Source organism: Terriglobales bacterium, from assembly GCA_035691485.1.
Taxonomy (GTDB): domain Bacteria; phylum Acidobacteriota; class Terriglobia; order Terriglobales; family Acidobacteriaceae; genus JAIQGF01.
Map to the genome: position 1 here is coordinate 40341 of DASSIZ010000013.1, position 25864 is coordinate 66204.

The 25864-nt window shown below is 61.7% G+C and carries 25 protein-coding genes; 17 read left to right on the forward strand and 8 right to left on the reverse strand.

The window, feature by feature from the left end:
- Nucleotides 1-22: 22 nt before the first annotated feature.
- On the reverse strand, nt 23-436 hold the full coding sequence (locus tag VFI82_01665; GenBank protein HET7183360.1) for a DUF971 domain-containing protein: 414 nt from the start codon (nt 434-436) through the stop codon (nt 23-25).
- A 411-nt stretch (nt 437-847) separates the two neighbouring features.
- Between VFI82_01665 and rpmB the strand changes: the two genes are divergently transcribed.
- A complete protein-coding gene (gene rpmB / locus VFI82_01670; GenBank protein ID HET7183361.1) occupies nt 848-1036 on the forward strand; it encodes a 50S ribosomal protein L28 in 189 nt (62 codons plus the stop codon).
- Between the two features lie 211 nt (nt 1037-1247).
- Here rpmB and VFI82_01675 read toward each other — a convergent pair whose 3' ends face one another.
- Together VFI82_01675 and VFI82_01680 are read right to left on the reverse strand one after the other, a co-directional pair.
- Nucleotides 1248-1643 (reverse strand): STAS domain-containing protein, encoded by a 396-nt coding sequence (locus VFI82_01675; protein HET7183362.1) that lies wholly within the window; start codon nt 1641-1643, stop codon nt 1248-1250.
- 531 nt (nt 1644-2174) lie between these two features.
- Nucleotides 2175-2639, reverse strand: a complete 465-nt coding sequence (locus VFI82_01680; protein ID HET7183363.1) for a hypothetical protein — start codon at nt 2637-2639, stop codon at nt 2175-2177.
- A 318-nt stretch (nt 2640-2957) separates the two neighbouring features.
- On the opposite strand from VFI82_01680, the gene VFI82_01685 reads away from it, so the two are divergent.
- The 3 genes from VFI82_01685 to nadC all read left to right on the forward strand — a co-directional run bounded on the left by VFI82_01685 (nt 2958) and on the right by nadC (nt 8488).
- Entirely contained in the window at nt 2958-4601 is a 1644-nt protein-coding gene (locus VFI82_01685) for a winged helix-turn-helix domain-containing protein (GenBank protein ID HET7183364.1), read from the forward strand.
- Between the two features lie 174 nt (nt 4602-4775).
- Entirely contained in the window at nt 4776-7595 is a 2820-nt protein-coding gene (locus VFI82_01690; protein ID HET7183365.1) for a valine--tRNA ligase, read from the forward strand.
- A 14-nt stretch (nt 7596-7609) separates the two neighbouring features.
- Entirely contained in the window at nt 7610-8488 is an 879-nt protein-coding gene (gene nadC, locus VFI82_01695; GenBank protein ID HET7183366.1) for a carboxylating nicotinate-nucleotide diphosphorylase, read from the forward strand.
- 83 nt (nt 8489-8571) lie between these two features.
- On the opposite strand, the gene VFI82_01700 is transcribed toward nadC, so the two are convergent.
- Nucleotides 8572-9102, reverse strand: coding sequence for a hypothetical protein (locus VFI82_01700; GenBank protein ID HET7183367.1), 531 nt, complete (start codon nt 9100-9102; stop codon nt 8572-8574).
- Between the two features lie 130 nt (nt 9103-9232).
- On the opposite strand from VFI82_01700, the gene VFI82_01705 reads away from it, so the two are divergent.
- The 5 genes from VFI82_01705 to VFI82_01725 all read left to right on the forward strand — a co-directional run bounded on the left by VFI82_01705 (nt 9233) and on the right by VFI82_01725 (nt 16228).
- On the forward strand, nt 9233-10351 hold the full coding sequence (locus VFI82_01705; GenBank protein HET7183368.1) for a biotin--[acetyl-CoA-carboxylase] ligase: 1119 nt from the start codon (nt 9233-9235) through the stop codon (nt 10349-10351).
- An 83-nt stretch (nt 10352-10434) separates the two neighbouring features.
- Nucleotides 10435-11259: a type III pantothenate kinase gene (locus tag VFI82_01710; protein HET7183369.1), complete on the forward strand. Its 825-nt coding sequence runs from the start codon at nt 10435-10437 to the stop codon at nt 11257-11259.
- Between the two features lie 142 nt (nt 11260-11401).
- A complete protein-coding gene (locus tag VFI82_01715; GenBank protein ID HET7183370.1) occupies nt 11402-12136 on the forward strand; it encodes a hypothetical protein in 735 nt (244 codons plus the stop codon).
- A gap of 89 nt (nt 12137-12225) precedes the next feature.
- A complete protein-coding gene (gene rlmD, locus VFI82_01720; GenBank protein ID HET7183371.1) occupies nt 12226-13539 on the forward strand; it encodes a 23S rRNA (uracil(1939)-C(5))-methyltransferase RlmD in 1314 nt (437 codons plus the stop codon).
- A gap of 49 nt (nt 13540-13588) precedes the next feature.
- Nucleotides 13589-16228 carry a ComEC/Rec2 family competence protein gene (locus tag VFI82_01725; protein ID HET7183372.1) on the forward strand — a complete coding sequence of 880 codons (2640 nt, stop codon included), beginning with the start codon at nt 13589-13591 and terminating at the stop codon, nt 16226-16228.
- Here VFI82_01725 and VFI82_01730 read toward each other — a convergent pair.
- Complete coding sequence (locus VFI82_01730; protein ID HET7183373.1) at nt 16197-16484, reverse strand: DUF2007 domain-containing protein; 288 nt, start codon at nt 16482-16484, stop codon at nt 16197-16199. The genes VFI82_01725 and VFI82_01730 overlap by 32 nt on opposite strands.
- A gap of 298 nt (nt 16485-16782) precedes the next feature.
- On the opposite strand from VFI82_01730, the gene VFI82_01735 reads away from it, so the two are divergent.
- The 3 genes from VFI82_01735 to VFI82_01745 all read left to right on the forward strand — a co-directional run bounded on the left by VFI82_01735 (nt 16783) and on the right by VFI82_01745 (nt 18440).
- A complete protein-coding gene (locus tag VFI82_01735; protein ID HET7183374.1) occupies nt 16783-17049 on the forward strand; it encodes a hypothetical protein in 267 nt (88 codons plus the stop codon).
- A 123-nt stretch (nt 17050-17172) separates the two neighbouring features.
- Nucleotides 17173-17823 (forward strand): TonB family protein, encoded by a 651-nt coding sequence (locus VFI82_01740; protein HET7183375.1) that lies wholly within the window; start codon nt 17173-17175, stop codon nt 17821-17823.
- Nucleotides 17824-17909: 86 nt separating this feature from the next.
- On the forward strand, nt 17910-18440 hold the full coding sequence (locus tag VFI82_01745) for a hypothetical protein (GenBank protein ID HET7183376.1): 531 nt from the start codon (nt 17910-17912) through the stop codon (nt 18438-18440).
- A gap of 96 nt (nt 18441-18536) precedes the next feature.
- Here VFI82_01745 and VFI82_01750 read toward each other — a convergent pair whose 3' ends face one another.
- On the reverse strand, nt 18537-18962 hold the full coding sequence (locus tag VFI82_01750) for a PilZ domain-containing protein (protein ID HET7183377.1): 426 nt from the start codon (nt 18960-18962) through the stop codon (nt 18537-18539).
- Nucleotides 18963-19126: 164 nt separating this feature from the next.
- Between VFI82_01750 and VFI82_01755 the strand changes: the two genes are divergently transcribed.
- Together VFI82_01755 and VFI82_01760 are read left to right on the forward strand one after the other, a co-directional pair.
- Nucleotides 19127-19501 (forward strand): hypothetical protein, encoded by a 375-nt coding sequence (locus tag VFI82_01755; GenBank protein ID HET7183378.1) that lies wholly within the window; start codon nt 19127-19129, stop codon nt 19499-19501.
- Nucleotides 19502-19539: 38 nt separating this feature from the next.
- A complete protein-coding gene (locus VFI82_01760; protein ID HET7183379.1) occupies nt 19540-20844 on the forward strand; it encodes a divalent metal cation transporter in 1305 nt (434 codons plus the stop codon).
- Between the two features lie 37 nt (nt 20845-20881).
- Here VFI82_01760 and VFI82_01765 read toward each other — a convergent pair whose 3' ends face one another.
- The gene (locus tag VFI82_01765) at nt 20882-21889 is read right to left on the reverse strand and encodes a VWA domain-containing protein (GenBank protein ID HET7183380.1); all 1008 of its coding nucleotides are present in this window, start codon (nt 21887-21889) and stop codon (nt 20882-20884) included.
- A gap of 135 nt (nt 21890-22024) precedes the next feature.
- A complete protein-coding gene (locus VFI82_01770) occupies nt 22025-22654 on the reverse strand; it encodes an outer membrane beta-barrel protein (protein HET7183381.1) in 630 nt (209 codons plus the stop codon).
- 565 nt (nt 22655-23219) lie between these two features.
- On the opposite strand from VFI82_01770, the gene VFI82_01775 reads away from it, so the two are divergent.
- The 3 genes from VFI82_01775 to VFI82_01785 all read left to right on the forward strand — a co-directional run bounded on the left by VFI82_01775 (nt 23220) and on the right by VFI82_01785 (nt 25855).
- A complete protein-coding gene (locus VFI82_01775) occupies nt 23220-24299 on the forward strand; it encodes an OmpA family protein (GenBank protein HET7183382.1) in 1080 nt (359 codons plus the stop codon).
- Nucleotides 24300-24447: 148 nt separating this feature from the next.
- Complete coding sequence (locus VFI82_01780; protein HET7183383.1) at nt 24448-24939, forward strand: methylated-DNA--[protein]-cysteine S-methyltransferase; 492 nt, start codon at nt 24448-24450, stop codon at nt 24937-24939.
- Nucleotides 24940-25093: 154 nt separating this feature from the next.
- Nucleotides 25094-25855, forward strand: coding sequence for a hypothetical protein (locus tag VFI82_01785; protein ID HET7183384.1), 762 nt, complete (start codon nt 25094-25096; stop codon nt 25853-25855).
- Nucleotides 25856-25864: the final 9 nt, after the last annotated feature.

The window sequence follows — 25864 nt, forward strand, 5'->3', positions numbered from 1 at the left end:
TTGAAACGTGAAACCTTGAAATCTAATGAGGCACGGTTCGCGTTACCGGCGCGCCCGGCGGCTTCATCTCGCGCCGCATGGTGGAGCACTCGCGGCAGGGGCAGAACTCCCGCAGGAAGTCCCAGGAGAAAATGCCGTGCTCGTGGCCGTCGCTCCAGTTGAAGCGGATGGCGTACTTGCCGACCGCTTCCGCTACCGTCGCCTTCGGCGGCGGCGTGAACATGGGCAGCGCTCCGGGCGCCGGCTTGGGGCGTTCTCCCGGCTCCCGGTTCTGCTTGACGCGTTCTTCGTTGCAGAGGGCGCAGGGACAGGCATCGCGCAGGTACATGAACGAATAGGAGCTCTTGTGGCCGTCCATCCACTCGATATCCATGCCGGTGCCGTCTTTCAGGTGGACCTTCACCGACTTGGGCGTGGAGTTGGCGGCCGCAGACATGAATCTATTTTCGCACACGCGCGCGAGATGCGGCTGTCCTCGACGCTTCTAGCAATTTAGAAAGGGGGCTTGCCGCAGCTCGAGTTCTCTACGCCGAAGGAGGTTATGGATGGCTTGGCCTTGTGCAAATTCGGTTGCTGCGCCTGGCCGCATGGCGTGGAGTTGCCCTGTTGCGCAGTCTTGGCGTCGTTAGCCGCGTCATTCTTCTGCCCTGACCGCGGCCGCTTTGACTTGAACCCGGTCTTCTTAGTCACCGGAACCGCTCCTACTGGCTGCATTGTATAAGTCGCGGCGGCCGGGAACAAGACGCAAGCTCAAGCCCCGCCCTCGACGCGGCCTAGGCAAACCAGCACAGATTCCTGTAAAATCTATGTTTTGCCCCGCTTGGGTATGGAAGGATTCTGAGCAGTCATGGCACAAGTCTGTGATGTCTGCGGCAAGGGACCGCAATTCGGCAACAATATCAGCCACGCCCACAACGTGACCAAGCGTCGCTGGAACGTCAACCTGCGGCCGGTACGCGCCAGGGTCAAGGGCGCCGCCAAGAGGCTGCGCGTCTGCACCGCCTGCCTGCGCAGCGGCAAAGTGGTCAAAGCCTAAGTTTCAAAAGCGCAAATTCCAGCCTCGAATTTGTACCTACTTGGGTGGCATGGGCTCCCATCCGTGTCTGCTTGGGCTAGCCAAACCGGCGTGAATGAAAACCGGGAGAAGAGAAGCGGCGTAGAGTTGATTGCCGTCGCCCGGAGAAACCCACCGCGTTCTCTTTATACGGCTGCGCGCGAGGTGTGGTTTCGCGAAAACCTCCCAAGTGTCAACAGAAGCTAGCTACCACTGGTGCGGCGGTAATATTTCGCGGGCGCGCCGTGCGTGGGTTGCTTACGCCGCGCGCTGGCGTGCTTTCTGAGGCGGGGAAAATCTGCAGCATCGAACTCAGCCCCGTGATCTCCAGAGCCTCACGGACTCGTTTCGAGAGATTCACCAGATGAACCGCTCGGTTGTCGCTTCTTGCCCAGCCTTCCAATCCGGCTAAGGCTCCCAATCCGGCCGCGTCAATCGCGTTCACCCCATGGAGGTCAATCAGAAAATAACGCGTGTCTTCCGACATCACGGCCTTTACCAGGGTATCGGCTCCATCCCCATGAAGAATTCGACCTGAGCAGCGCAGAATAGTGACCAGCGGCGATTCCTGAACTTCCAACTTGAGCACACGACCTCCGTAACTTCACCTGCTGCTGGTTAGACCCCGCAGCGCGAAAGTCGATGTCAAAGGTTTGTCACGACCATGTAAATTTCAAGGGACAATTCGCTATCATCCAAGCAGGGAAATCCCCTCCCCCCGTTTGACGGGAGTATGTATATATGCTGTCGCTCTGTACACACCCCTCCATCGCGATGCCACGCAAATACGCATAAATATCGGCTAAAACCGCCATGGCATGCGTTTTGACCGCGTCATTAGCCAAATCTTTGTACACCCCTGCCGCCTTCAACGCCCGAGAAACAGCCAAGACTTGTATATCGAGGCCGATTCCTCGACGTGGCCGTCCTGGGCTGCCCTGAGGAACAAGCACCTCACACTCAACGGTTTCCTCAAATCGTTTCGGCCACGATGTGCTTCAGTTGCCGGTTCTCCTCCTCCAACTGCAGCGTATCCGCTTCCAGCCAAGAGGCAGCGAGGGTCCGGGTCGGCACGCCACTAGGGATGAATAGCCAGCCCCCTGCCTCTTGGCCGAGACACTCACTTGGTCGCCACGACCTGTACGGATTGCCTTTCGCGCGCTTCGATCGTACCCTGTCCACGCGCGAGGGCGGGTTCGAAGATAAAAACCTTGCCCACAGTCGCCAGCTTCAGGGAATGAACAATCCTTTGTCCTCCTTTGCTGGAGATGAGCAGTGCGTTCCCCTCTTTTGTGTTCTTGTCGTCTTCGGTGATGTCACACAACACCATGGCAACGGTCTTGCCGCTCTCTACGTCCTGGATCGCGGCCACGGTCGCCGCGCTAAGGTTATCGACTCGGAGCCGATACTCGCCCGCGGGGAGCATGGCCTTGCCCCAGCGCACTTTGTGCGGCAGCGAGAACCTGCCCTGGAAGAATGGAGCGGCGGCGTTCGCGCTCGCGGGGGCAAACAAGGCAGCTGCCGCTAGGCTAGCCACCAAGAGTCTTGCAGTCAGCTTGCCGAAAGGGTTTTTCCTAGGCTTCATGGGACCTCCTCCTCAACTTTGCGCTCGGCCGGCAGCTCGTGTCACCGAGCCGCACGCTGACGCAAGTGTTACGCGGGCTCGTTTACAGCTCAATGGAAGAAGGCTTACATGTCGATGGAATGTAGGCGATAGGACAACGCGATAAGATCAGGAGACTTAGGGCTATGGATGGAACGTTCAAGCCAAGCTTCCAGTTCGGCAGGGTGGTAGAATCCTGCCGAATGGTGGGCTATGAGACAGTCTGAGTCACCCCCCGATGCCCTCCGTTTTGGGGTCTTCGAGTTCGATCCCCGATCCCGGGAACTCCGCAAGCGAGGGATGAAGATTAGACTTCTGGGGCAGCCGGTCGAAGTCCTGTCCATGCTGCTGGAACGTCCCGGCGAGGTCGTCACACGGGAGGAGCTACAGAAGAGGCTCTGGCCGGGGGATACCTACGTTGACTTCGAGAGCGGCCTGAACGCCGCGATCAAGAGGCTGCGAGACGCCCTGGGTGATGAGGCAGAGAATCCCCGGTTTGTGGAAACGCTACCCCGCCTTGGTTACCGCTTCATCGCCGGAGTCAACGGTACACAACGGCCACCGCTATCCGGTGCCCGAATTGCAGTGCTGCCACTAGAGAACCTTTCGGGAAAGTCCGAGGAGGATTACTTTGTCGATGGGACGACCGATGCGCTGATCGCCGAGCTAGGCAAGGTGAGCGCGCTGCGTGTGATCTCCAGGCAATCGGTGATGCGCTACAAAGGCAGTAAGAAGCCTCTGCAGGAGATTGCGCGGGAGTTGAATGTCGATGCCCTGGTCGAAGGCTCGGTGCTACGCTCGAGTGGCCGGGTGCGAGTCGTTGCAAACCTGATTGATGCCTCGAAGGACCAACACCTCTGGGCGGAGATGTTCGATCGCGAAGCAAGCGACATCCTCGCCTTGCAGAGCGATTTCGCCATGTCCATTGCCCGAGAGGTGCAAGCCAAACTCAGCTCACAGGAACATGCGCAACTCACGAGGACGCGCGCAGTCAACCCCGACGCCCACGAGGCATACCTCAAGGGTTTGTACTATTGGAATAAGTTCACCGTCCCCGGTTTGAACAAGAGCCTGGAGTACTTCCAACAGGCTATTGACAAAGATCCGGGTTACGCGCAGGCGTACGCTGGCATGGCGGCTTCCTACGGTGTTTTGGGGCATCCCTTGGGCGTGCTATCTCCCCGTGAGGCCAATGCGAAGGCGAGGGCCGCCGCGATGAAGGCGCTGGAGATTGACGAAGCTTTCAGCGAAGCTCATGGCCCACTGGGTTGGGAAAAACTCTTCTACGAGCGCGACTGGTCCGGAGCCGAGCGCGAATTCCGCCGCGCTATCGAGCTCAGCCCGAGCAACGCTAACGCTCGTGACGGCCTGTCCATGTATCTTGCGGCCCTGGGGCGCTTGGACGAGTCACTAGAAGAAATCCGACGTGCACACGACCTGGACCCCCTCTCGCTCGGCATCAACGGCGACGTGGGCATGATTCTTTTCTTTGCGCGGCGGTACGACCAAGCCCTCGAACACCTCGAGAAGACTCAAGAGCTGGACCCAAGTTTCCCGCTGACCTACTGGAACATGGCGCGCGTGTATGAAGCCAAGGGCATGCAAGAAGAAGCTTACCAGATGTATCGCAGGGGAATAACCTTGTCAGGCATGCCGGAGTTAGAGGCGGTTGAGCAGGCGCACGCCCGGGGAGGATGGCGGGGTGCTTGCCAGAAGCAGATCGATTTAATGCTTCAGCATCAGGCGACAGGCACCGATGCTTATGGGATTGCCGAGAACTATATGCACCTAGGAGATAATAATCAGGCGCTCGATTGGTTGCTGAAGGCTGCGGACCAGCGTTACTCTATGGTGGTCTTCACCAAAGTGGACCCGCGACTCGATGGCCTCCACTCCCACCCGCGCTTTGCCGAGCTGCTTCACCGCCTAAGCCTTTCGCCGTAACCTCCCAACGTCCGAATGTGCACTCGCGGGGGTGTAGCCGAATTTTTCCCGAAAGGTAATACCCCGTCCCCCGTTTGACCCTCTTTTCCGCCCGCCTGTAATATCGAAAAACAGTTCCAGTTCAGCTTTCGATCCGACGCCGAACCGGGACTGCGCTGAGCTCACCGAATCCTCATGCCTCACGAATTGCCCAAAGCGTATGACCCGGGCGCCATCGAGCAGCGCTGGGCGGAATACTGGGTGCGCGAAACACTGTTCCACGTGCAGGCGCCGCAGGCCGATGGCCGCGGGGCGCCCCCGCATCCAGCTCGCTCCAACTTCACTCTCCTGCTGCCGCCGCCGAATGTGACCGGAGCGCTGCACATGGGCCACATGCTGGAGCACACCGAGAGCGACATCGTGGTGCGCTGGCACCGCATGAAGGGCGACCTGACGCTGTGGATCCCCGGCACCGATCACGCCGGCATCGCCACCCAGATGCTGGTAGAGCGGCAACTGGCCGCCGAGAAGCTGGACCGCCGGCAGATGGGACGCGAGAAGTTCCTGGCGCGCGTTTGGCAGTGGCGCCAGCATTATGGCGGCACCATCCTGAAGCAGATGAAGCGGCTCGGCACCTCGGTGGATTGGGACCGCGAGTACTTCACCATGGACGAGCGGCTCTCGCGCGCGGTCAAGGAAGTGTTCGTGCGCCTCTATGAGGAAGGGCTGATCTACCGCGGGACTTACATCATCAATTGGTGCCCGCGCTGCTCCACCGCAATCAGCGATCTGGAAGTCGTGCACGAGGACACGCCGGGAAAGCTCTACCAGGTGCGGTACCCGGTCAGCGGGTCGGCGAAAGAATCCATCACGGTGGCGACCACGCGTCCGGAGACGATGCTGGGCGACACCGCCGTCGCCGTCAATCCGACCGATGCGCGCTATATCCATCTGCACGGCAAGAAGGTTGTTCTGCCGCTGATGCACCGCGAGATCCCGATCATCCTCGACGAGGTTGCGAACCCGGAATTCGGCACCGGCGCGGTGAAGGTGACGCCGGCGCACGACCTGAACGATTATCAGGCCGGGCTACGCCATCACCTCCCGCAGATCACGGTGATGGACGAGCACGCGCGCATGAACGAAAACGCGGGACCGTACGCGGGCCTGGACCGCTTCGAGGCGCGCGAACGCATCGTGCGCGACCTGCAGGAGCAGGGCTTGCTCGTGAGCACCAAGGATTACGTGGTGCCGCTTGGCAAGTGCCAGCGCTGTCACTCGATCGTGGAACCGCGCATTTCAACGCAGTGGTTTGTCGCCGTGAACAAGGAACCGAGTAGCGGCGGGATGAGCATGTCAGCGGCGGCCATCGAGGCGGTGAACACCGGCGCGTTGCGCTTCACTCCGGAAAATAATGCCGCCATTTACCTGCAATGGATGGCGAAGCTCTACGACTGGTGCATCTCGCGCCAGTTGTGGTGGGGACACCGCATTCCGGCCTGGTACTGCGGACAGTGCAACCAGATCACGGTCGCGCGCCAAGCCCCGCAGGCGTGCCCGCACTGCGGCAGCCCGCAACTGGAGCAGGATCCTGACGTGCTGGACACTTGGTTCTCCTCGGCGCTGCTGCCCTTTACCTCGTTGGGCTGGCCTGATGCCACGCCCGACCTGGCGGCGTTTTACCCGAACACGCTGCTCATCACCGGCTTCGACATCTTGTTCTTCTGGGTGGCAAGAATGGTGATGATGGGTTGCCACTTCATGATGCCGCCGCATCGACCCGGCTCGACGGTCGGCGGTCGACCGCCGGCAGCAAGCGACCTTGCCGAGAGTGTGCCGTTTCGCGAGGTTTACATCCACGCGCTGGTGCGCGACGCCGACCGGCAGAAGATGTCGAAAACGAAGGGCAACGTGCTCGATCCGATCGAGGTCATTGAGCAGTACGGCACCGACGCGACGCGCTTCACGCTGGCGGCGCAGGCCGCGCCGGGCACCGACATTGCGTTCAATCCGTCGCGTACGGAAGGCTATCGCGCCTTCGCCAACAAGATATGGAATGCGGCGCGCTTCATGTTCATGAACCTGGATCGGGCTGAAGGCGTGTGGCCCGGGTCTTTGACCTGGGAGCGCGGGTCGGAAACCCGCGCCACACAGGTGGCCGGCGTGCAGGGCTTTACAGCGGCGGGGCTGGAAGACCGCTGGATCCTGTCGCGATTCAATCGCGTGGCGGAGGAGATGAACGAGGCCATCCGGAGCTATCGTTTTGACAATGCCTGCCACACGATATACCAGTTCTTCTGGGGCGAGTTCTGCGACTGGTACCTGGAGCTGATCAAACCCAGGCTCAACAGCGACGACAAGCAGACGGTCTCGCGCGCGATCGCGAATCTGGTGTCGTTGTTCGAAGCGGCATTGCGCCTGCTGCATCCCATCATGCCGTTCATCACCGAGGAAATCTGGCATGCGCTGTATGACCAGAAACCGCCGCTGAAGTCGATCGCGCTGGCGGCTTACCCGCAAGCGGATGCCAGGCAGGTGGAGGAAGCGGCGGAGAACGAGATGGCCATCCTGCAGGACCTCATCGTCAGCGTGCGCAACCTGCGGGCGGAGTTGAAGGTCGAACCGCGGCAGAACATTCCCATCCAGGTGCACACGCAGGACGGCGTGCAGCGCATCTTCGAGGAGAATCGTGGCGCGGTGCAGCGGCTGGCCAACGTGGAGCAGATGGCGTTCGTGCCGCAGTCCCTGGCCCGGGAATCCGGGGCGCGTTCCACGGCGCGCTTCGAGGTGCGCGTCGTCTACGAAAAGAAGATTGATGTTGCTGCCGAGCGCGAACGGCTGAACAAGGAAATGGCGCGGATCGAAAAACAGATCGAAAGCGGCGAGCGGCAATTGGGCAACCAGCAGTTCCTGGCGAAAGCGCCGCCGAAGGTCGTGGAAGGGTTGCGCAAGCAGCTGGAAGAAGCGAAGATGCTGCGGGAGAAAGCGCGGGCAGCGCTCGCCGAGCTGGGTTGACATGAAAGACGCAAATGGACTGGCATAGCCGGCGTATTACTGCGGTCATCGAGAACGCGCTGCTGGAGGACAGGGCCACGCGCGACGCCACCACCTATGCCTGCATCGAGCCCAACCAGCAGGCCGTCGCGACCATCATGACCAAGCAGGATTGCGTGCTGGCCGGGCTGGGTTCCATCCCGCGCATCTTTGAAGTGTTCGCGCAGCTCGATGGCACGGTCCGCTCCTTTCCCGACGTCAAGAGCCATCCCGAAGTCTTCGATGGGGTGCGGCTGAAAAAGGGCGATTTCGTTGCTGTCATCCAGCACAACGCGCGTGTCATCCTCTCCTGCGAGCGCGTGATCCTCAACCTGCTGCAGCGGCTCAGCGGCATCGCGACCATGACCCGCAAGTTCGTGGACGCCGTCGAGGGCACCGGCACCTACATTCTCGATACCCGCAAGACCGCGCCGGGCTTGCGCATGCTCGACAAATATGGCGTGCGTTGCGGCGGCGGCCACAATCACCGGCTTGACCTGAGCGATGGCGTTCTGATCAAGAACAACCACATTGCGCTGGCCGGCGGCATTGCGCCTGCGCTCGAGCGCGCCATCCATAATCGCCGCGGCGATCAGCCCATCGAAATCGAAGTGCGGAACCTGGAAGAGCTGGAGACCGCCCTGCAGCACGGCGCGGAAGCCATCCTGCTCGACAACATGTCGTTGGAGGACGTCAGGCGGGCGGTCGAACGCGTCTCGCATCACAGCCGGCGCGTGCCCCTGGAAGTTTCCGGCGGGGTGACTCTGGAAACAGTGCGTGCCTACGCCGAGACGGGCGTGAAATTTATCTCGGTCGGCTCGCTGACGCACTCGCTGTCGGCGGTGGACATGAACCTGCGCACCAAACCCGCCTAGAAAGGTATCCGCTACGGATTACACGGACCAGCACACAGCATTTTTCACCTGTGTTCATCCGGGAAAAAATCAGTGGCTGTCTGTTATTTGCCGACGAAGCGAATGTTGGTTCCCACTCCCGCCGCGTGCGAGCCCACTACCATCAGCGGCGCCAGCCACCACAGCCGCTTGCCGTCTTGCTTGCGCCGATAGCTCCACCAGAACAGCGCGGCGTTCAGCGGAATGTTGCTGGCGTACATGCCGGCACGGGAGGTCGGCATCAGCGGATCGGATTCCACGCAGGTGCGCCGAGCAAGGCAATGCTGCGTCATCTCGAAGTCGGCGACGGTCAGGCCTGCCGCCAGTCCCGCCAGCACCGCAAATTTCTTATCGAAGACTCTCTTCTTCGGCGCCGCGACAGGTTTGCTTTCGATGACAATCGCCGGCGATGCGATCGCTTCCGCCAAGTCCAGGGCCGGAGGCAGGGCTACGCGCAGTTCGGTCGCCGAAACCGAAACCAGGGAATGCTCCGGCGCGAAGTTCGTCGACGGTGAATCCGGCAATTCGCCGGCAATCGCGGTCACGGCCAACAGCAACACCAGCGGCCCGGCCAGCCCGCGCCTTCCCTGTCCCATTCATCCTCCTGATTGTGGGGAGGCCACGAATATAGGCAGGAGCCGCGGTGGTGACACTCGGGCGTTCCCGCGAATTGTCCCGGCGATTCACCTTAGTCCCATGATTCCTTCCATTGGAAACCGGGCACTTGTGGAGCATAATTCCGGTATTCCTCGCAACAGCACAACGCGGACGCGGCGGTCGCTGCGGTCAGTCGCCGCTGTGCGCGCGCGCGATGTCGGACTGACCGACGCTCGACTGGGGCGCGTGGTGCGGCTGCTCTCCGACCATGCCATGGTCGTGGTCAGCGGGACCAAGCTGGCGCAGGAAATCGCGGCCAGCCGTTCTGAAGTCTGGCGGCTGGTGCAGCACTTGCGCCGGTTGGGCGTGCGCATTGCCGGCCGCCCGGCGACGGGATACCAGATTGAAAGCGTCCCCGATCTGCTCTTGCCGGAATTCCTTGCCCCGGCGCTGAAGGGCACCATCTTCGCCGATCATATCCACCATTACTTCCGGGTTGGATCGACTAATGCGGACGCCATGCAGGCTGCGGCCGGCGTCACTCCTGACCACGGCAGGGCACGAAAGCCGCATGCGGCGGCAGCACCGGCGCCGGAAGGGACCGTGTACGTTGCCGAGGAGCAGACGGCGGGGCGCGGACGCGGAGGCCACGGCTGGCATTCGGCGCGGTCGGCGGGAATCTATTGTTCCGCGGTCCTGCGTCCTGCGCTGCCGCCGGCAGACGTGCTCTTGCTTTCGCTGGCCGCCGGCTTGGCGGTGCGCGAGGCGGTCGAACAAGTCACAGGCCTGCGTGCTGATCTGCGCTGGCCCAACGACCTGCTGCTGGGCGGCAGAAAATTCTGTGGCATCCTCATCGAAATGAATGCCGAGACCACGCGCGTGCGCTACGCCGTAGTCGGGTTCGGCATGAACGTCAACCAGGAGTCCTTTCCCGCCAGCCTCGATTCGCTCGCCACTTCCTTGCGCATCGAAAGCGGCAGGGCCTGGTCGAGGGTAGAGCTGACCTCGGCTTTGCTAAAATCCCTCGATCGCGAGTACCGCACCCTTGCCGATTCCGCAGCGCGCGCGGAAATACGGCGGCGCTTCGAGCAGCATTCTTCCTCGGCGCGCGGTTGCCGGGTGCGCGTGGAAGAAGACGGAGGCTACGAAGGCTTCACCGAAGGCCTCGACGAACGCGGATTCTTGCGGGTGCGAACCGAGAGCGGGTTGCGCACGGTGCTGTCAGGCGGAGTGAGAAAGATTGAGTAATGGGTAGGGCACGGCTTCAGCCGTGCCGCCCGGGAGCTGTCAAAAATGAGGGCTTTAGCCCCGGAGGGAAAGAATCACTAAAAATGCTTCTCGTTCTTGATGTCGGCAACACGAACACGGTTTTGGGCGTCTTCGAAGCCACTGTCGGTTTCGACCGCGACAGCGAACCCGCGCGCCTGCTGGCGCACTGGCGCGTCGCCACCATCAAGACGCAGACCGTGGACGAGTACGGCGTGCTGTTCCGCAACCTGTTCGCCATGGCCGAACTGGAAGTCGCGCAGGTGAAGGGAATTGTGATCTCTTCGGTAGTGCCGCCCATGGACACCACGCTGCGCGAAGTCTGCGAACAATATTTCCGCACCAAGCCGCTGTTCATCGAGCCGGGGGTAAAGACCGGGATGCCGGTGCACTACGACAACCCGGCGGAAGTCGGCGCCGATCGCGTGGTCAACGGTGTGGCCGCTTACCAGAAATTCGGCGGGCCGTGCATTGTGGTGGATTTCGGCACCGCCACCACCTTCGACGCGATCTCCGTCAAGGGCGAGTACCTGGGCGGGGTGATCGCGCCCGGGATTGGCATTTCCGCGGATGCGCTTTTCGAGCACACGGCGCGGTTGCCGCGGGTTGACATACGCAAGCCCGCGAAGATTATTGCCACCAATACGGTGAACAGCCTGCAAGCCGGTTTGTTTTATGGCTATCTTGGCCTGGTGGATGGCATCCTGGAGCGGCTGATCGCGGAACTTGGCGAGAAGACCAAGGTGGTCGCTACCGGCGGTCTCGGCAGCCTGATCGGCGCGCACTCGCGGTTCATCACCGAGGTGGACGACCTGCTGACGCTGGAGGGCCTGCGCCTCATCTGGGAGCGCAACCAGGCGACCGCCGCGAAAAAGAAAAGCGCCAAGTAGCTACAAAAGCCGAGAGTCCCGACTGACCGGTCAATCCCGATCATCTGAAATCCTAATGACGCGGCTCGTCTCGGTATCTCCGCTCGAAACGCGAAACGTGAAACCTCGCCCTGATGAAAGTCTGTTCTTCGCCCGCTGATCTATGGCAGATTGTTTTTGCGTGGAAAACTACTTCAACTACTTCACCGAAATCGAGGAGCACTTCCAGCGCCGCCGCGGCACCATCCTGCTGCTTTCGACGCTTGACTGGGCGTTGATCGAGACCTGGAAGGATGCCGGCATTCCGCTGGAAGCCGCGCTGCGCGGCATTGACGCTGCCTTCGCGCGCTGGGAGCGGCGCCCGTCGAAGACGCGCAAGGTCAACAGCCTTGCCTATTGCGCGCAGGAGATCCTGGCCGCCGCCGAGGAAATGAAGGAGGCGGAGGTGGGAACCGCGCGTGCGGAAAAACCTGAGGCTGGATTTGCGCCGGCCGAAGTCGCCGCCTACCTGGAACGCAACGCTGCGGCCATTGAGGCTTCAACCGCCGGCTTGCCCGCCAGTTCGCAAGCCCTCGCCCGCGAAACCGCGCGCTCTCTAGGCGCGCTTGCCCGATCCTGTGTGCCGCGGGTCTCTGAACCGCATACCGGCGCGGCCATCCCATTAGAGGACTTCGAGCGCCGCCTCACCGTGCTGGAAGAAAAACTGTTCGCATCTTTGTTAGCAGCCACACCGGATGAGCAACTGGTGGCCGTCCGCGCCGAGGCCGACCGCGAACTGGCGCCCTATCGTCGCAACATGAGCGCGCCGCAGATCGAGCAGTTGCTGAAGCAATACGTTCACAAGCGCCTGCTGGAGAAATTCGGACTGCCCCGCCTGAGCCTCTTCTATATGCAGTGATCGCGCATGAGTGCGTTGGTCATGCGTCATTCTTCATTCTGAATTCTTCATTCCTCTTCCGTGTCTCGGTGTGCCGCTATAATCGCCGCTTGGAACTAACCATCGAGAAGCTGATCTACGGCGGCGACGGCCTGGCGCATCTGCCGCCCGACGAACACGGCAAAGGCAAAGCCGTTTTCGTTCCTTTTGTGCTTCCGGCCGAGCGCGTTGACGTCACCCTCAGCGACAGTAAGCCTGGATTTGCGCGTGCCCGGCTGAACCACGTGCTCCAGCCATCACCCGCGCGCATCGAGCCCGCCTGCCCCTACTTCGGCCAGTGCGGCGGATGCCAGTACCAGCAGGTGCCGTACGAACAGCAGGTACGGATCAAGTCGGAGATCCTGCGCGAGACGCTTCGCCGTATCGCCAAGCTGGAATTCCCCGGCGAGATTCGCGCCCACCCTTCGCTGCCTTGGAATTACCGCAATCGCTCGCGCATGCGCGTCCGCACCGAGCCCGAATTTGCCATCGGCTACAACCGTTTCGCGTCGCACGCGCTGCTCTCCGTGCGCGAGTGCCCCATCAGCTCGCCTCTCATCAATCGCGCTTTGGCGGCGGTATGGAAGCTCGGCGAAGCCGCGAGCATTCCCGCCGGCGTTACGGAAATCGAGTTCTTCGCCAATGCCAAAGATTCCGAACTGCTCCTGGAGGTTTCGGTTACGCCACAGCGCGCGCGCGAGCTGCTCCCGGTCGGGGAGTTTGCGCAAGCGCTGCGGCACGAGCTGCCGAACATCGTCGGCGTCGTTCCCTTTCGAGCAACCGCGAACTCCAGCGCAGTCCGCATCGCGGGGCCCAAAGAACAGAAGGCGAACTTCGGAGCGGATTGCCTCCGCTATCGCGCTGCCCAAGCCGAGTACCGTGTCAGTGCCGGGTCTTTTTTTCAGGCCAACCGTTTCCTGCTCGACGAAATGGTTGCACTGGTAACGGACGGCCGCAGCGGCGGTTTTGCGCTCGATCTTTACGCCGGCGTCGGATTGTTTTCCCTCGCCCTGGCGCAAAACTTCCGGCAGGTCGCGGCGGTGGAGTCCTCGGAATCGTCATTCTCTGACCTGCGCGCCAATTTGCCCAGAAACGCTGCCGCTTACCGGACTGACGTTCAAAGTTTCCTCACCCAAGTTCCATCCGAAACGCGATTCGACTGCGTCGTCCTCGATCCTCCCCGTGGAGGTTTGGGCGAAAAGGTGGCGCGCGCCGTTGCCGCCATGAAGGCGCAGCATCTGGCTTACGTTTCCTGCGACCCGGCTACGCTGGCGCGCGACCTCGGCATCCTTAACGCCGCCGGCTATCGCATTCGCGAGATTCACCTGCTCGACCTCTTCCCGCAAACGTTCCATATCGAAACTCTGGTGGCGCTGGAGCGCTAACTTCCGGGTTCTCGACCAGTATTCCGCTCCATAATTAGTGGTTCTGCTTATGCAACCGGCTGTTGACACGCCGCCGTACGAGCGTCTGCCCGCGGTGTTTGCCGCGCTGGCATTTGCTTGCGGAATCCTGCTCGACTCGCTGGCGTGGCGCCCCCCGATGTGGTGGGCAGTCGCGGCGGTGACATTCGTTCTGGCGGCAATCGTTTTTTTTCGTAAGCATGCGATCCTGGCGGTGATAGCTGCTTTTTGCGCCATCGCCGCGCTGGGATGCCTGGCCGCCGGTGCTCGCAATTCCGAGGCCTCCGGTTCCCTTCGTGCGCAGCAGGTCACGCCCTTTCTCGACGGATCGGAAGCGACGATCACTGCCCACGTCGTCAAGGACGGCGTTGTACGCTTGCTCTCCGGCGATCGCCGTCAGATCGTCGAGATCGAAACCGAGGCAATGGATCGGTGCGGCACAGATACCCGGGTCGGAGACCCGTGCCACACGCTCGCGCGCGCCGGCATCCGCCTGACCCTCTACTCGCGCGAGGAATCGGAAGACGCCGTCGCCTCTGAAACCGCCGAGCGCCATCAGTTTCTTTACGGTGAGCGCCTGCGTTTTACTACTCGCCTTCGCGAGCCCCGTAATTTCGGCAATCCCGGCGCGTGGGACTATCGCGGATATCTCGCCGGGCGCGGTATCACCGCGCTGGCCGCTGTCCGTGCCGATCGTGTCGAACTGCTCCCGGGTTTCAGCGGCACGACTGCCGGAGTGTGGACCAGCCGCGCTCGCCGCAGCATCCTTTCTCGCGTGCACGCCTTGTGGGATCCGCAGCGCGCCGCGCTGATCGATGCCATGCTCATCGGCGACACCGCTTCCATTCATCGCGACACCCGCATGGCCTTCCAGCGCACCGGCGTGTACCACATCCTGGTGGTCTCGGGAATGAACGTCAGCATCTTGGCTTTCGTGATCTTCTGGGTGCTGCGTCGGCTGCGGGTCAGCGACGTGGTCTCCTCCGCGGTGACGGTTGTAATGTCGCTTGGCTACGCCTGTCTGGCCGACTTGGGCGCGCCGGTCCTGCGCGCCGTCCTCATGCTCTCCGTTTATCTCGGCGCCCGCCTCCTTTACCGCGACCGTGCCGCGCTCAATGCCGTCGGCATCGCCGCCCTGGTGCTGCTGGCGATGGATCCGCGCTCCCTCTCCGACCCCAGTTTTCAGCTGACCTTTGGCGCTGTGTTGGCCATCGCCGGGATTGGCGTGCCACTGTTGCGGCGAACCTCGGAGCCGTACCGTCTCGCCCTGTCAGTTATCGATGACCCCGAGCTCGACCTCGCTATGCCCCCGCGTGCAGCCCAGTTCCGGCTCGATATGCGGCTGCTCTGCGGGCGGCTGGCCAAGCTGACCGGCCCATGGATGTCGCGCCTTGTGGTGATGGGCATTCCGCGCATCGCCGTTGCCACCTACGAGGTGCTCGTGATTTCCATCGTCGCGCAGTTCGCGCTCACGCTGCCGATGATCGTCTATTTTCACCGCGCCACGGTTGTCGGCCTTCCCGCAAACGCCGTGGTCGTGCCTTTGACCGGTGTGCTGATGCCGGCCGCGGCGGCGGCGCTGGCGCTCTCCTGCGTCTCCCCGGTGCTGGCGAAACCCGCGATCATGGTCACCGCTTGGTCGCTGGACGGGATTACCGGCTCCATCCGCGTGCTCGGCGGCTTGCGCGCCGCGGATTGGCGCGTGCCTCCGCCCACAGTCATGGCCGCCGCTTCCGCCGCTTTGGCGTTCCTGTTTTGCCTCTGGTCGCTCCGCCAGCGCCGCCGGGCGCTGGTGTTCGCCGGGGTGGGAGCGCTCGCGCTATCGGCCTTGCTCCTGACGGTGCTTCCCCGCAGGCCGCAATGGACGGCCGGGGTGCTGGAGATTACCGCGATCGATGTCGGCCAGGCGGATTGCGCGCTGCTCGTTACACCCGAAGGCAAGACATTGTTGGTGGACGCCGCCGGCGCGCTTGGCCCCTCGCACTCTGAGTTCGATTTCGGCGAAGACGTGATCGCTCCTTACCTGTGGTCGCGCGGGATCACCCGGCTGGACGCCGCCGTGCTCACCCACGCCCATGCCGATCACCTCGGTGGCATGGCCACCATCATCAGCACCTTCCGCCCGCGCGAACTCTGGGTCGGACCGAACGCGCCGACTGCCTCCTACACCTACCTGCTGCGTCACGCGTCGGCCAACAATGTCGCCGTCATCCGCCGCAGCGCTGGCGACACCTTTCAATTCGGCGGCACCGGCTTCGAAGTGCTCTCACCGCCGCCCGGCTGGCAGGTTGCGAAGAATCCACGCAACAACGATTCGCTGGTTTTGAGGGTTCGCTACCGGAATTCGGCGGCGCTGTTGCCCGCCGATGCGGAGAAAAAGATCGAGCGTGCCGTGCTCGACAACGGGCTCCAACCCCAGGCCAATTTGCTCAAGGTGGCCCACAACGGCAGCCTGACCTCCAGCACTCCGCAATTCCTCGACCGCGTGCATCCGCAGTTCGCGGTCATTTCGGTGGGCTACCGGAATTCTTTTCGGCATCCGCGACCGGAGGTGCTGCAGCGCCTGGCGGAGCGGGGCATCATCACCTATCGCACCGACACCTTCGGCGCTGTCGGTTTTTATCTCGACGGCGAGCAGGTCAAGCCGGTTCTTCCTCTTCACCCGAACTGAGTTCGTTGTCGGCGTTCAGTTCGCCGCTGGCGAGCGCTTCCTCGATGATCCGGCGCGCCTCCTCCGCATCTTCCGCCGAGACCTTGACCACCGTATCACCGACCCCGGGCAGCACGTCCTGCGGAGCCTCAGTCGCCGTGATCATGCAGTCAATCCCGGCGGATTCCAGCAGCCCGCTTACCACCATCGCTTCCGACTCTTCTTTCGCGCCAAACACTTCGACCAGCTCTTCATTCGGCATCGGCTTGGTGGCCATAGTCCCCCCCTTACTTGAGATGCGCCCCGCTTGTTACTTTCGTTATCCGCAATTCCGCTTGCCGGGTTTGCGACCCGGGGTATGATGCGCCTTGGACTGCAAATCGTAACAAAATTTCCGCGCCCGAGGATGGTAGTTGCTGCAGCAGGCGGCAAGGCTCGTGCCGCTCCGGGAAAACCGTACGTAATCGCCGCTCGGGTTAGCCCTGAAATCCGCAACCAGGGCGGGTTCTATTGCTGGCTGGACGCATCCAATGAGAACGGCATGCGGGGGTGACTTTCATTTCTCAAGGGACCACATGGAATCAGGGGAAACGCACAATCGGGAATGGAGCCAGGCGGAGCTGGAAGAGCTGCGCAAGATTCGCCGCCTCCAGGTCATGATGAACATGGTGATGTCCGTCATCAGCCAGGACGTGAACATGACCGTCGAGGAAGCTTCCGAGCTGGTTGCCGATGCCAAGCGTGCCGCCCTTGCCATGTTCCCCGACAAGGAACTCGCCTACGACCTCATCTACAAACCCCGCTTGCAGCGCCTGATGACCGAGCGATTCCGCCTGCAATAGCTGCGTTCTCGCCAGTTCGTACAAACCTGGGGACCGGTGATGATTCGGCCTGCCCATCGATCGCTGGCCCCTGACCGCCCGGCAGATTCGAGCTACAATGTTGCTCATCAGCGCGGGGTGCGGATGTTCGATCAATCTCGACCCTCCAACCGCAGGTGGAATACCTCGCTCGTGGTGTCGTTCGTCGTTCACCTGGTCATCATCTTTTTTGTGGCTCGGCCTCCGCATCCCATCTTTATTAACACGCCCACATCGGTCGCCTTCGGACACGGCGGCCTCTCCACCGAGCTTGTTTACCTGACCCAGCGCGGCGCGAACGTGGCCGGCGACTCGGCGTCAAAACCGGAGCCGCCCCGGATTGCGCTGAAGTCAAAAGCGCGCTCCCGTCCCAAGGCTGCCCCCGCCGCCTCGCCTGTGACCACTGCGACCGATCGCCTCACCACCGATCAGGATTCACGCGCCGGATCTCCTTTTGGCTCGCTGGCGCAGGGCCTCACGACTGGTCACGATGTTCGTCCTGCGTTGCCGATGGTCTTTCCCAACCCCGGTATTCTCCCTTGGCAGATTCCTTCCGGCGTGGAAGGCACGGTGATTGTTGAAGTCACCATCGACGCCCAGGGGAATGTCACCGATACCCGCGTGCTGCAAGGTCTGGGCCACGGAATCGAGGACAAGGTTGTAGCTGCCTTGCGCAACTGGCGTTTTCGCCCTGCCATGATCGACGGCCGCGCCATTGCTTCGCAACAGGACGTGTACTTTCATTTTCCCACCTAGCGTACTGCGCCTTCGATACCTCCTCGGCAAGATGGCGCGGGCCTCAGACCCGCGCTTTTCGGGTTTGCCGTTTGTATAATTCCGCCATGCGCCACGCATTCCGGCTCGTTGCCGCCGTACTGATTTCCCTGCCTCTCTTCGCCCAGGAAACGCCGTCGAAGGAGCAGAAAAACCCGGCCTATGTCAGCCCGTCGGCTCGGCTGGCCTCTGCCAAGACCGTGTTTTTCAAGCAATCCGGGGGCAGTGACGTCCCCTTCAACGTCATATCCGGCGGATTGGATGGTTGGGGCCGCTTTGTCGTAGTGGACTCGGAAGAGCAAGCTGACATCGTGATCGACATCAAATCTCCCGACGACGACCACACCTCCAAGTCCTCTTCCTCGCCGAAGACTCACGTTGGCGGCGCGGTTCCCGAGTCTGCTCCCACCAACAGCTACGAAGGGCCGATCCGGATGGTGGTTTCCGATGCCCGCACCCATCTCACCCTGTGGACCGCTTCCGAACAGCCTAAAGGCGGCTTTCGCCAGAAGGCGCGAGACGAGCATCTTGTCGAAGCTGCTCAGCATCTGCTGACGAAATTTCGCGAGCGCCTGGAACCGCCGCCGCCGGCAAAATAAGTTTTCGGTTTTTGATCGGTCCGGCACAAGGCTGAAGGCGTAAGTCTGGAGCAAAAGACATTGCCTTGCGCCTTGCCCTGAAGCCTTGAACCTCAATCAGGTGGGTTGTTGAATCCCCGATTTCGCGGCGCGCCGGTGGTCCTCTTCAAATGCGTGCCGCACCCAACGCTCGATGACGCCTCGTCGCTGGTGTGTGGGATCGAATCGAACTCCGAACAGTTGCCCGCGCTTGTGGCAAACCACGGCGGGAATTTCGATCAGGCACGCGTCCGGCAAGCTGAAGGTTAACTGCAGCGGTTGGGCCACCTTCACCGGCGCCTCCGCTTTCAGCAGCATGCCGCCGCGGCTGATGTCCTGGCTGTTGGCATGGTATTTTTCGCCGAAGGTTTCAAGTTCCACCGCCACCACCAACGGAATTCGCGCATTGTTTCGCCGCGACTCGGGCGATTTCCCCTCCCCGGACATAATCAGCCAGACCGTCACTGCCACTGCTATCAGCGCGCATAGGACAACCAGGTACATGGGTGCAGAGTATATGCCACAGGTCAAGTGCAACGTTGCCTATCTGGCGCGGCCGGAATGGTTTTCGAGTTATCACCAAGACCGGCTCTGAACCCACCTTGGCGTCTTGGATTGTTCTCACCTGTTCCAACCTGCTGCTTCCGGTCGGCGTCCTACTATCCAGCATGGAACCGACGAAGATTTCGCTGACCGCGGCGGCTAACTTCATCGTGATTGCAGGGCTGCTCTGTTACGGCTTTACCCTGTTTGCCGAGTATTACGCCAAGGGACGCTGGGCCAAGAACGTGACCGGGTTGCTGGCTGGGTTAGGCATGCTCGCCCTGGCGGCAGCATTGCTGCTGGTTCCGCAGAATGCCGACGAGTTGGCCAGGATTTCGCGCCATACCGACGCCTCCAATGTGTTTCTCGGCATCAGCAGTGGTCTGCTGCTGGCTGCCATCGCTGCTTTCGGCGTCATCACCTACGCCAAACCGCTGCGCTTATGGCACGAGCGCAAAATCGAACATGACCTCAATCGGGGCCTTCCCAAGATCCCATAGGCCTGGAAAGACCAACCGGCACCGCGAGAACTCTGCACATGGAACTCTGGGAGGGAGAGCGTCGAAGAGGATCACCCAAGGATCGGGGGCGCGGACGCCTGCTCAATTTTCCCGACCAGCGTTCTTCCCTCGAAGCCCAGCAGCACGGATGGTTATGGAGACTGTGGCACGTCGGACCCGGCTTGGTGACCGGAGCCTCCGACCTTGATCCCTCGGCGGTCATCACCGCGACCGTCGTCGGTGCCGCCTACCAGCTTTCGCTGCTCTGGGTGGTGCTCCTCTGCGTGCCCTTGTTGCTGGCCTTGTTCTCCGTCACCGCGCGCATCGGGGTGGAGACCCGCAAGGGCGTGCTGGACCTGGTGCGCGAAAACTACGGCCGCGGCCTCGCCGTTTTACTCGCCAGCATCACCATCTTCATCAGCATGGCGGTGATCATCGCCGATCTCATGGCGGTCTCCGAGGCGTTTTCCGTGGTCCTCAATGTGCCGCGCGCCTACATGGTCGCCGTCATCGCCTTTTCCGTCTGGTACGTCCTGATCTTCCGCGATTACCGGCGCATCACCAAGGCGCTAGTCATTTTCTCTCTTCCGCTTTACGTCTACGTCGCATCGGCTTTCCTGACCGGGCCCGGGTTCGGCGAACTGCTGCATCAAGTCTTTGTTCCCGCGCTCGCCCACAAACCGCATCTCGTGGACGGCGTAGTGGCGCTGTTCGGCTCCCTGCTCACTCCTTACATCGTGCTTTGGCAGACCAGTTCCCGCTCCGACCCTGAGCATCAACCCCACCGGGCGGATGCCTATGCGGCCACCCTTGTTGCTGCCGTGCTGGGAATTTCCATCATGATCGCGGCCGCTTCGGTGCTGCACCTCAGCAACCCGGCCGACATGACCATTCGCCAGGCAGCCGAGGCGTTGCGTCCCGCCGTCGGTAGCTTCGGCACCATCCTGTTCGCGATTGGAATTATCGGTTCCGGCCTGGTGGCGTTGCCGGTGCTGGTCGCTTCCATGTGTTACGACCTGGCGCAGGCCATGGGATGGCGCTACGGTCTGAGTGAGCATCCGTGGGAGGCCAAAAGCTTCTACATGCTCATCTCCGTCTCGATGATCATCGCCACCCTGGGAAATTTCATCAACATCAACCCCATCAAAGCGCTGTACTGGTCCATGCTGCTGGCGGGCTTGCTCACCGTGCCCACATTCCTGTTCATCCTGATCGTGTCCAATGATCGCCGCATCATGCGCACCACCAACACCTGGTGGGAAAACTTCTGGGTGGGCGCCGCCACCGGCGGCTCTGCCGGCGCCACCATCCTCTATCTCGGCATAAAAATTTTTGGGAAATGAGTGAGTTTTGATGGTTCGTGCGGTCGCCCGCCGTGAGTTATTTTTCCGGCGCCTGGTACCCATGCTTGGCATAGACCTGCGCCGGCTCCGGTGTTGCCGAGGGCGCCAGTCGCACCTTGATCTTGCGCCAGGAACCGTCGCGCGCCGTGTTGCTGGGCTGGTAGCCGAGCACGTACTGGCTCCGCAATTCCAGGCTGATGGCGGCCGCGACTTCCGGAAGCTGGCGAGCATTTCCCAGCGCCACGGTATGGCCGCCGGTGGCTTGCGTGATCTCGCTGAGCAGCCGCTTGCCCGCCCATTCCTCGGGCGTCTTGAAGATGGAATCGAAGATCCCGATGGCGTAGATCTCCACATCGGATTCCTGCACCAGGCTCTTGATCTCCCGGGTTCGATAGCGGCTGCAATTGTCTCCTCCGTCGGAGATGATCAGCAGCGCTCGCCGCTTATAACGCGCGTGACGCAATTTGTTCAGTCCCAGATAAATCGCGTCCAGCAGCGCGGTATGCCCGGAGGCTACCGCGTCCGCGAGCTTGGCGCGGATCGTGCCCACCGATTGCGTCGTGTCCGCCAGTACCTGCGGACGGTCCGCGAACGTCACCACGAAGTAGTCGTCTTCCGGATTGGCAGTCTTGAAAAACTCCCCCAGCGCCTCGCGCGCCAGGTCGATCTTGTTGCTCATGCTCTTGCTCAGGTCGAGCAGGACCCCGATCGAGATGGGTACGTCTTCCAGCGAGAAATACCGGATGTTCTGCAGTTGCTCGCCTTCGTACAGCAGGAAGTTGTCCTTTCCCAGGCTGACCAGGGGCCGGCTTTTCGCGTCCGTCACCGTCACCGGCACCAGCACCACGTTGACGTCGCTGCGGATCGGCTTGCTGTGCGCCAATAGGGCTTGTCCCGCGACTTGCGCCGGTTTTTCCCTCGGCGTCAGGTGAACGTCATCCTCCCTTTGCCCGGCGGCACCGGGAACCAGGAGGAGAGCGAAACAGGCGGTCACAAGCGAAAGCGCGGCGGCGGCGACACGAAGACGGACTGTGGAATGGCGCATGGGCACTAGAACTACAACACGTGAGCTGCTGGACTTGGCCGGCGATACTATCACACCCTTTCCGTCATGCAAGACGGATTAAGGCAAAAAAGAAGCGCCCGTGGAGGGCGCTTGGGAACATCGGAACGCGATTTCTTACCAGCGGATTTGCGGCCCGAACCGGACTGTCAGGTTGTGGTTGACACCGCCGCTCACGGTATTACCCGCGCTCGTCGTAAACCGGCTCTGCCAGTACATCGTGTCGCCGGCTTCGACCCGCAGGCCGATGTTGTGGTGGAAGAAGAACTCCAACCCGCCCGATGGAAACAGGGAGAAGTGGGTATCGCCGCTGGGCACGTTACTCACCGACGTGACAAACCCCGTCGCCACCCCCTGGTTCGTAATTCCAAAATTCATGAAGCCCGGCTTCACCGCGATGAAACCCTTCACCGGGCCGATACCGGTCTGGAACTTCGGCCCGAAGTAGCCATCCAGGATCCGGAACCTCGTGTTTTGGAAGCTGCCGATGGTACCGAGCGTCGTGCTTCCGCCACTGACGAAGTTGCGCTCGAAGTCGTACGCCATCGTGCCTTCCAATTGCACGTGCTTGCTGAGGTTGAAGCCCAGGTTTCCGCCGGCGCCCCAGAAGTTTTGATTGTTCAGATTGTTGAAGCGCGTGAAATCGGCGAAGACACCGAATTCTCCGCGTTCCTCTTGTGCGAATACTGCCGGCGCCAATAGGGAAAGCGCCAGAATCAGCAAGATGGCTGCTGTTAGTCTCCTCATGGTTCCTGTCCTCCCAGGTTGCTCGTCCCCACCTGCGACCCAGGCCGGGCGCACCTTTCTCAGCATGCGACCTCGCTCCCGCCGCTGCGCCAGGGGATGCAGCAGATTGCCAGTGTGAGTGACGCTTATACGATGTGGCTGCCGCTGGCCGGGTGGGCTGCTAATCGCGAGTAGCTGCAACCCTTATCCCCACCAGGGTTGCCTGCTTTCTCGCTTGGGACCGGCCAGGCAAGTTGCCGCCCAGAGTAGTCGACGGACCCCCGATTCGGCGGCAGTATATGCGGCGGATTTCAATGCTCCGAGATCGGCCAGTGCCATGCCACCGCTAGCGCTATCGACAAAAATTACTCGCGCCACCCCTTTCCTACGCACCACCAGACATGACCCTTGGGGGCACGCCTTTGTCTTTCAGTCACTTGCAAGCGGAAAACCAGCCTCAACTTTGGCAATGTATTTGATTATGTAGTGGCGGAGCGCGAAGTCGGCCACCTTGGGCCGCACAAGTTTTCGCCCTGGCGCATTGTGCCGGGATGCGCCGCTCACGTTTTCTTGGAGGAACTTTGCAATGAAGAATCGCTTCTGGATCGCTCTGCCGCTCGCGGCCGTCTTGATTATCCCTGCCGCCGCGCAGACCTCTCCCGCTTCCAGCAATCAGGACCAAACCAGCCCAACCGCAACCCAGCAGACTCCGGACCAGAAATCCGCCGACCAGAATCTCCAAGCGCGGCAGCCGCTCACCTACGAGCGTCACGAAGGTTTCTGGGGCAAGATCAACCCCTTCGCGCGCAAAAAGTATGTCCAACGCCAGCTCAGTCCGGTCCGCGACCGCGTCAACGAGCTCGATGAGCTGACCGCCGCCAACGCCAAGAACATCAAGGATGTGGACGCTCGCGCTCAGCAGGGTATTCAGCTCGCCCACAACAAGGCGAATGAAGCCGACATGCACGCCGTCGATGCCGGCAACCGCGCCCAGCAGGCGCAGCAGACCGCGACCCAGGCCACCACCCGCATCCAGACCGTCGAGCAGGTCGTCAACAACATTGACCAGTACAAGCCCGTCACCCAGACCGAAATTCGCTTCCGCCCCGGCCAGACGGTGCTCAGCCGGAAAGCCAAGGATGCTCTCGACGACATGGCCAAGGGCTTGAAGGACCAGCGCGGTTACATCCTGGAAATCCAGGGCTTCTCGGCCGGCCGCGGCGAATCCGCGATCGAAAGCTCGCAGCGCATGGCCGACGCCGTCCGCCGCTACCTGGTCATCAACAGTGAAGTTCCGGTGTACCGCGTCCACGTCCTCGGATTGGGCAACACCCCAATTCAATCCAGCGACGGCACGTCGAAGCGCGTGCGCGGCGCCCGCGTCGAGATCAGCCTGCTTAAGAACGATCTCGAGCAGTTGAGCGCGGCCCCCTCAATGTCGGCGGGGGCGTCTTCAACCGAGGGCGGCATGAGCGGCACGGCGACCCAGTCGCAGCCCGCTTCCGCCAACACCAGTTCGCAGCCGGCCACCACCAACAATCCGGCCTCGAACCTGAACACCCCGGCTTCTACCCCCGCTACCGCTCAGCCGGTTTCGCCTGCGCAACAGCAGCAGGGCGCTTCCCCCAGCGTTCCGCCGCAGCAGCCGAATCCGCCGCAGCAGTAGCAACCCCCGAGCCCGGTGCGTGCTCCCCCGCGCGTACCGGGCGCCCCTTTCTGTGAGCTCATCAGTCAACTTTTGCGCAACGGCAGAATTCATTCCGCCGTGTTTTTGTTCGCGTCCTTGAGCTGCGCCCCCGGTGTAACATGACGTCATGGAGACCCTCTCCTACTCCATCTGGCGCTCGCCCGTTGGCCCCCTGACCCTGGTTGCATCTGAGCGCGGATTGTTGCGGCTGGAGTTCGGACAATCGCGCATCCAGGGCGCTCTCCCATCCGACGAAAAGCTCGCCCCCTGGCGCCGCCAACTGGAAAAATACTTCGCCGGCGCACTGCGCGCCTTCACCCTTCCTCTTGACCTCCGCGGTACCGACTTCCAACTCCGCTGCTGGCGCGCCCTCCTCGCCATCCCTTATGGCGAGACCCGTACTTACGCCGAGCAGGCTCGAACGGTCGGCCAGCCGCTGGCCTTCCGCGCCGTCGGCATGGCGAACCACGACAATCCCATCGCCATCGTCGTGCCCTGCCATCGCGTCATCAACACCGGCGGCAAGCTTGGAGGCTATGGCGGTGGCCTTGGCTTGAAGCGGAGGCTGCTCGATCTTGAGCGCGGACAGGCCGTTCTTGTTTCCGCAGCGAACATTTGAGGCTGCGTGATCGCCGGCTCATCTCTCCGTTCTCCAGAGTTGACACTCGTACCAGGGCACGCGTAGGCTTGCGGCCAACCATCCCCAAGTGGTTGGTAGACGGCCCCTTTTATCTGGAAAAATTCAATCGAAAGTGTGTTCTGGAGGTCGACGCATGCGCAAACCGCTTCTCCTGCTGTTCATCGTCACCCTCGCCACGACGCTGGTGCTGGCGCAAGCTCCGCCCGCGGCCAGCGTGTGCGAGATCCACATCAACAAAGTGAAATCCGGCATGACCGCGCAGTATGAACAAGCACGCGCCAAGCACATGGCATGGCATAAATCCCAGAATGACGCCTGGTCATGGAACATCTGGGAGATCACGACCGGCGAAAATACCGGCAATTACCTCGTCTCCTCTTGTGGACATGACTGGAAGGACTTCGACCGCGAAAAGTTCAACGCCGCCGACTCGACCAATGCCAACGCCACCATGGGTCCCACCCTGGCCGGTGAATCCATGTCGTACTACGTGGTGCGTCCCGATCTCGGCCCTCCCAGCGCCACCAAGCAGCCGCCGCCGTACGTGAGCGTCATCCATTTCTATCTCAAGCCGGAGGGCATTGCCGACTTCAATGAGGGAGTGAAAAAGGTCATAGCGGGCATCGCCAAGACCAACAGCCCAACCGTCCCGTCCACCTGGTATTCACTGGCCAATGGCGGACGCGGTCCCGAGGTAGTGCTGGTGCAGGAACGCAAGAGCATCGGTGACATGGGGATCGGTGGCGGGAAAACCCTGGAACAGATCATGCAGGAAGCTTATGGCGACCAGGGCGCGGCCATCCTGGGCTCGCTGCGCAAGGGTTATTACAGCACTCACACTGAGCTGCTGCACTTGCGTCCGGACCTCAGCTACACGCCGCCCAGCAAACCATAGCGACTGTCA

Coding starts and splice junctions, on each gene's coding strand:
- VFI82_01665 (HET7183360.1), bottom strand. CDS start 436: ATGTCTGCGGCCGCCAACTCCACGCCCAAGTCGGTGAAGGTCCACCTG.
- rpmB (HET7183361.1), top strand. CDS start 848: ATGGCACAAGTCTGTGATGTCTGCGGCAAGGGACCGCAATTCGGCAAC.
- VFI82_01680 (HET7183363.1), bottom strand. CDS start 2,639: ATGAAGCCTAGGAAAAACCCTTTCGGCAAGCTGACTGCAAGACTCTTG.
- VFI82_01685 (HET7183364.1), top strand. CDS start 2,958: ATGAAGATTAGACTTCTGGGGCAGCCGGTCGAAGTCCTGTCCATGCTG.
- VFI82_01690 (HET7183365.1), top strand. CDS start 4,776: ATGCCTCACGAATTGCCCAAAGCGTATGACCCGGGCGCCATCGAGCAG.
- nadC (HET7183366.1), top strand. CDS start 7,610: ATGGACTGGCATAGCCGGCGTATTACTGCGGTCATCGAGAACGCGCTG.
- VFI82_01700 (HET7183367.1), bottom strand. CDS start 9,102: ATGGGACAGGGAAGGCGCGGGCTGGCCGGGCCGCTGGTGTTGCTGTTG.
- VFI82_01710 (HET7183369.1), top strand. CDS start 10,435: ATGCTTCTCGTTCTTGATGTCGGCAACACGAACACGGTTTTGGGCGTC.
- VFI82_01715 (HET7183370.1), top strand. CDS start 11,402: ATGGCAGATTGTTTTTGCGTGGAAAACTACTTCAACTACTTCACCGAA.
- VFI82_01725 (HET7183372.1), top strand. CDS start 13,589: ATGCAACCGGCTGTTGACACGCCGCCGTACGAGCGTCTGCCCGCGGTG.
- VFI82_01730 (HET7183373.1), bottom strand. CDS start 16,484: ATGGCCACCAAGCCGATGCCGAATGAAGAGCTGGTCGAAGTGTTTGGC.
- VFI82_01735 (HET7183374.1), top strand. CDS start 16,783: ATGGAATCAGGGGAAACGCACAATCGGGAATGGAGCCAGGCGGAGCTG.
- VFI82_01740 (HET7183375.1), top strand. CDS start 17,173: ATGTTCGATCAATCTCGACCCTCCAACCGCAGGTGGAATACCTCGCTC.
- VFI82_01745 (HET7183376.1), top strand. CDS start 17,910: ATGCGCCACGCATTCCGGCTCGTTGCCGCCGTACTGATTTCCCTGCCT.
- VFI82_01750 (HET7183377.1), bottom strand. CDS start 18,962: ATGTACCTGGTTGTCCTATGCGCGCTGATAGCAGTGGCAGTGACGGTC.
- VFI82_01755 (HET7183378.1), top strand. CDS start 19,127: ATGGAACCGACGAAGATTTCGCTGACCGCGGCGGCTAACTTCATCGTG.
- VFI82_01760 (HET7183379.1), top strand. CDS start 19,540: ATGGAACTCTGGGAGGGAGAGCGTCGAAGAGGATCACCCAAGGATCGG.
- VFI82_01765 (HET7183380.1), bottom strand. CDS start 21,889: ATGCGCCATTCCACAGTCCGTCTTCGTGTCGCCGCCGCCGCGCTTTCG.
- VFI82_01770 (HET7183381.1), bottom strand. CDS start 22,654: ATGAGGAGACTAACAGCAGCCATCTTGCTGATTCTGGCGCTTTCCCTA.
- VFI82_01775 (HET7183382.1), top strand. CDS start 23,220: ATGAAGAATCGCTTCTGGATCGCTCTGCCGCTCGCGGCCGTCTTGATT.
- VFI82_01780 (HET7183383.1), top strand. CDS start 24,448: ATGGAGACCCTCTCCTACTCCATCTGGCGCTCGCCCGTTGGCCCCCTG.
- VFI82_01785 (HET7183384.1), top strand. CDS start 25,094: ATGCGCAAACCGCTTCTCCTGCTGTTCATCGTCACCCTCGCCACGACG.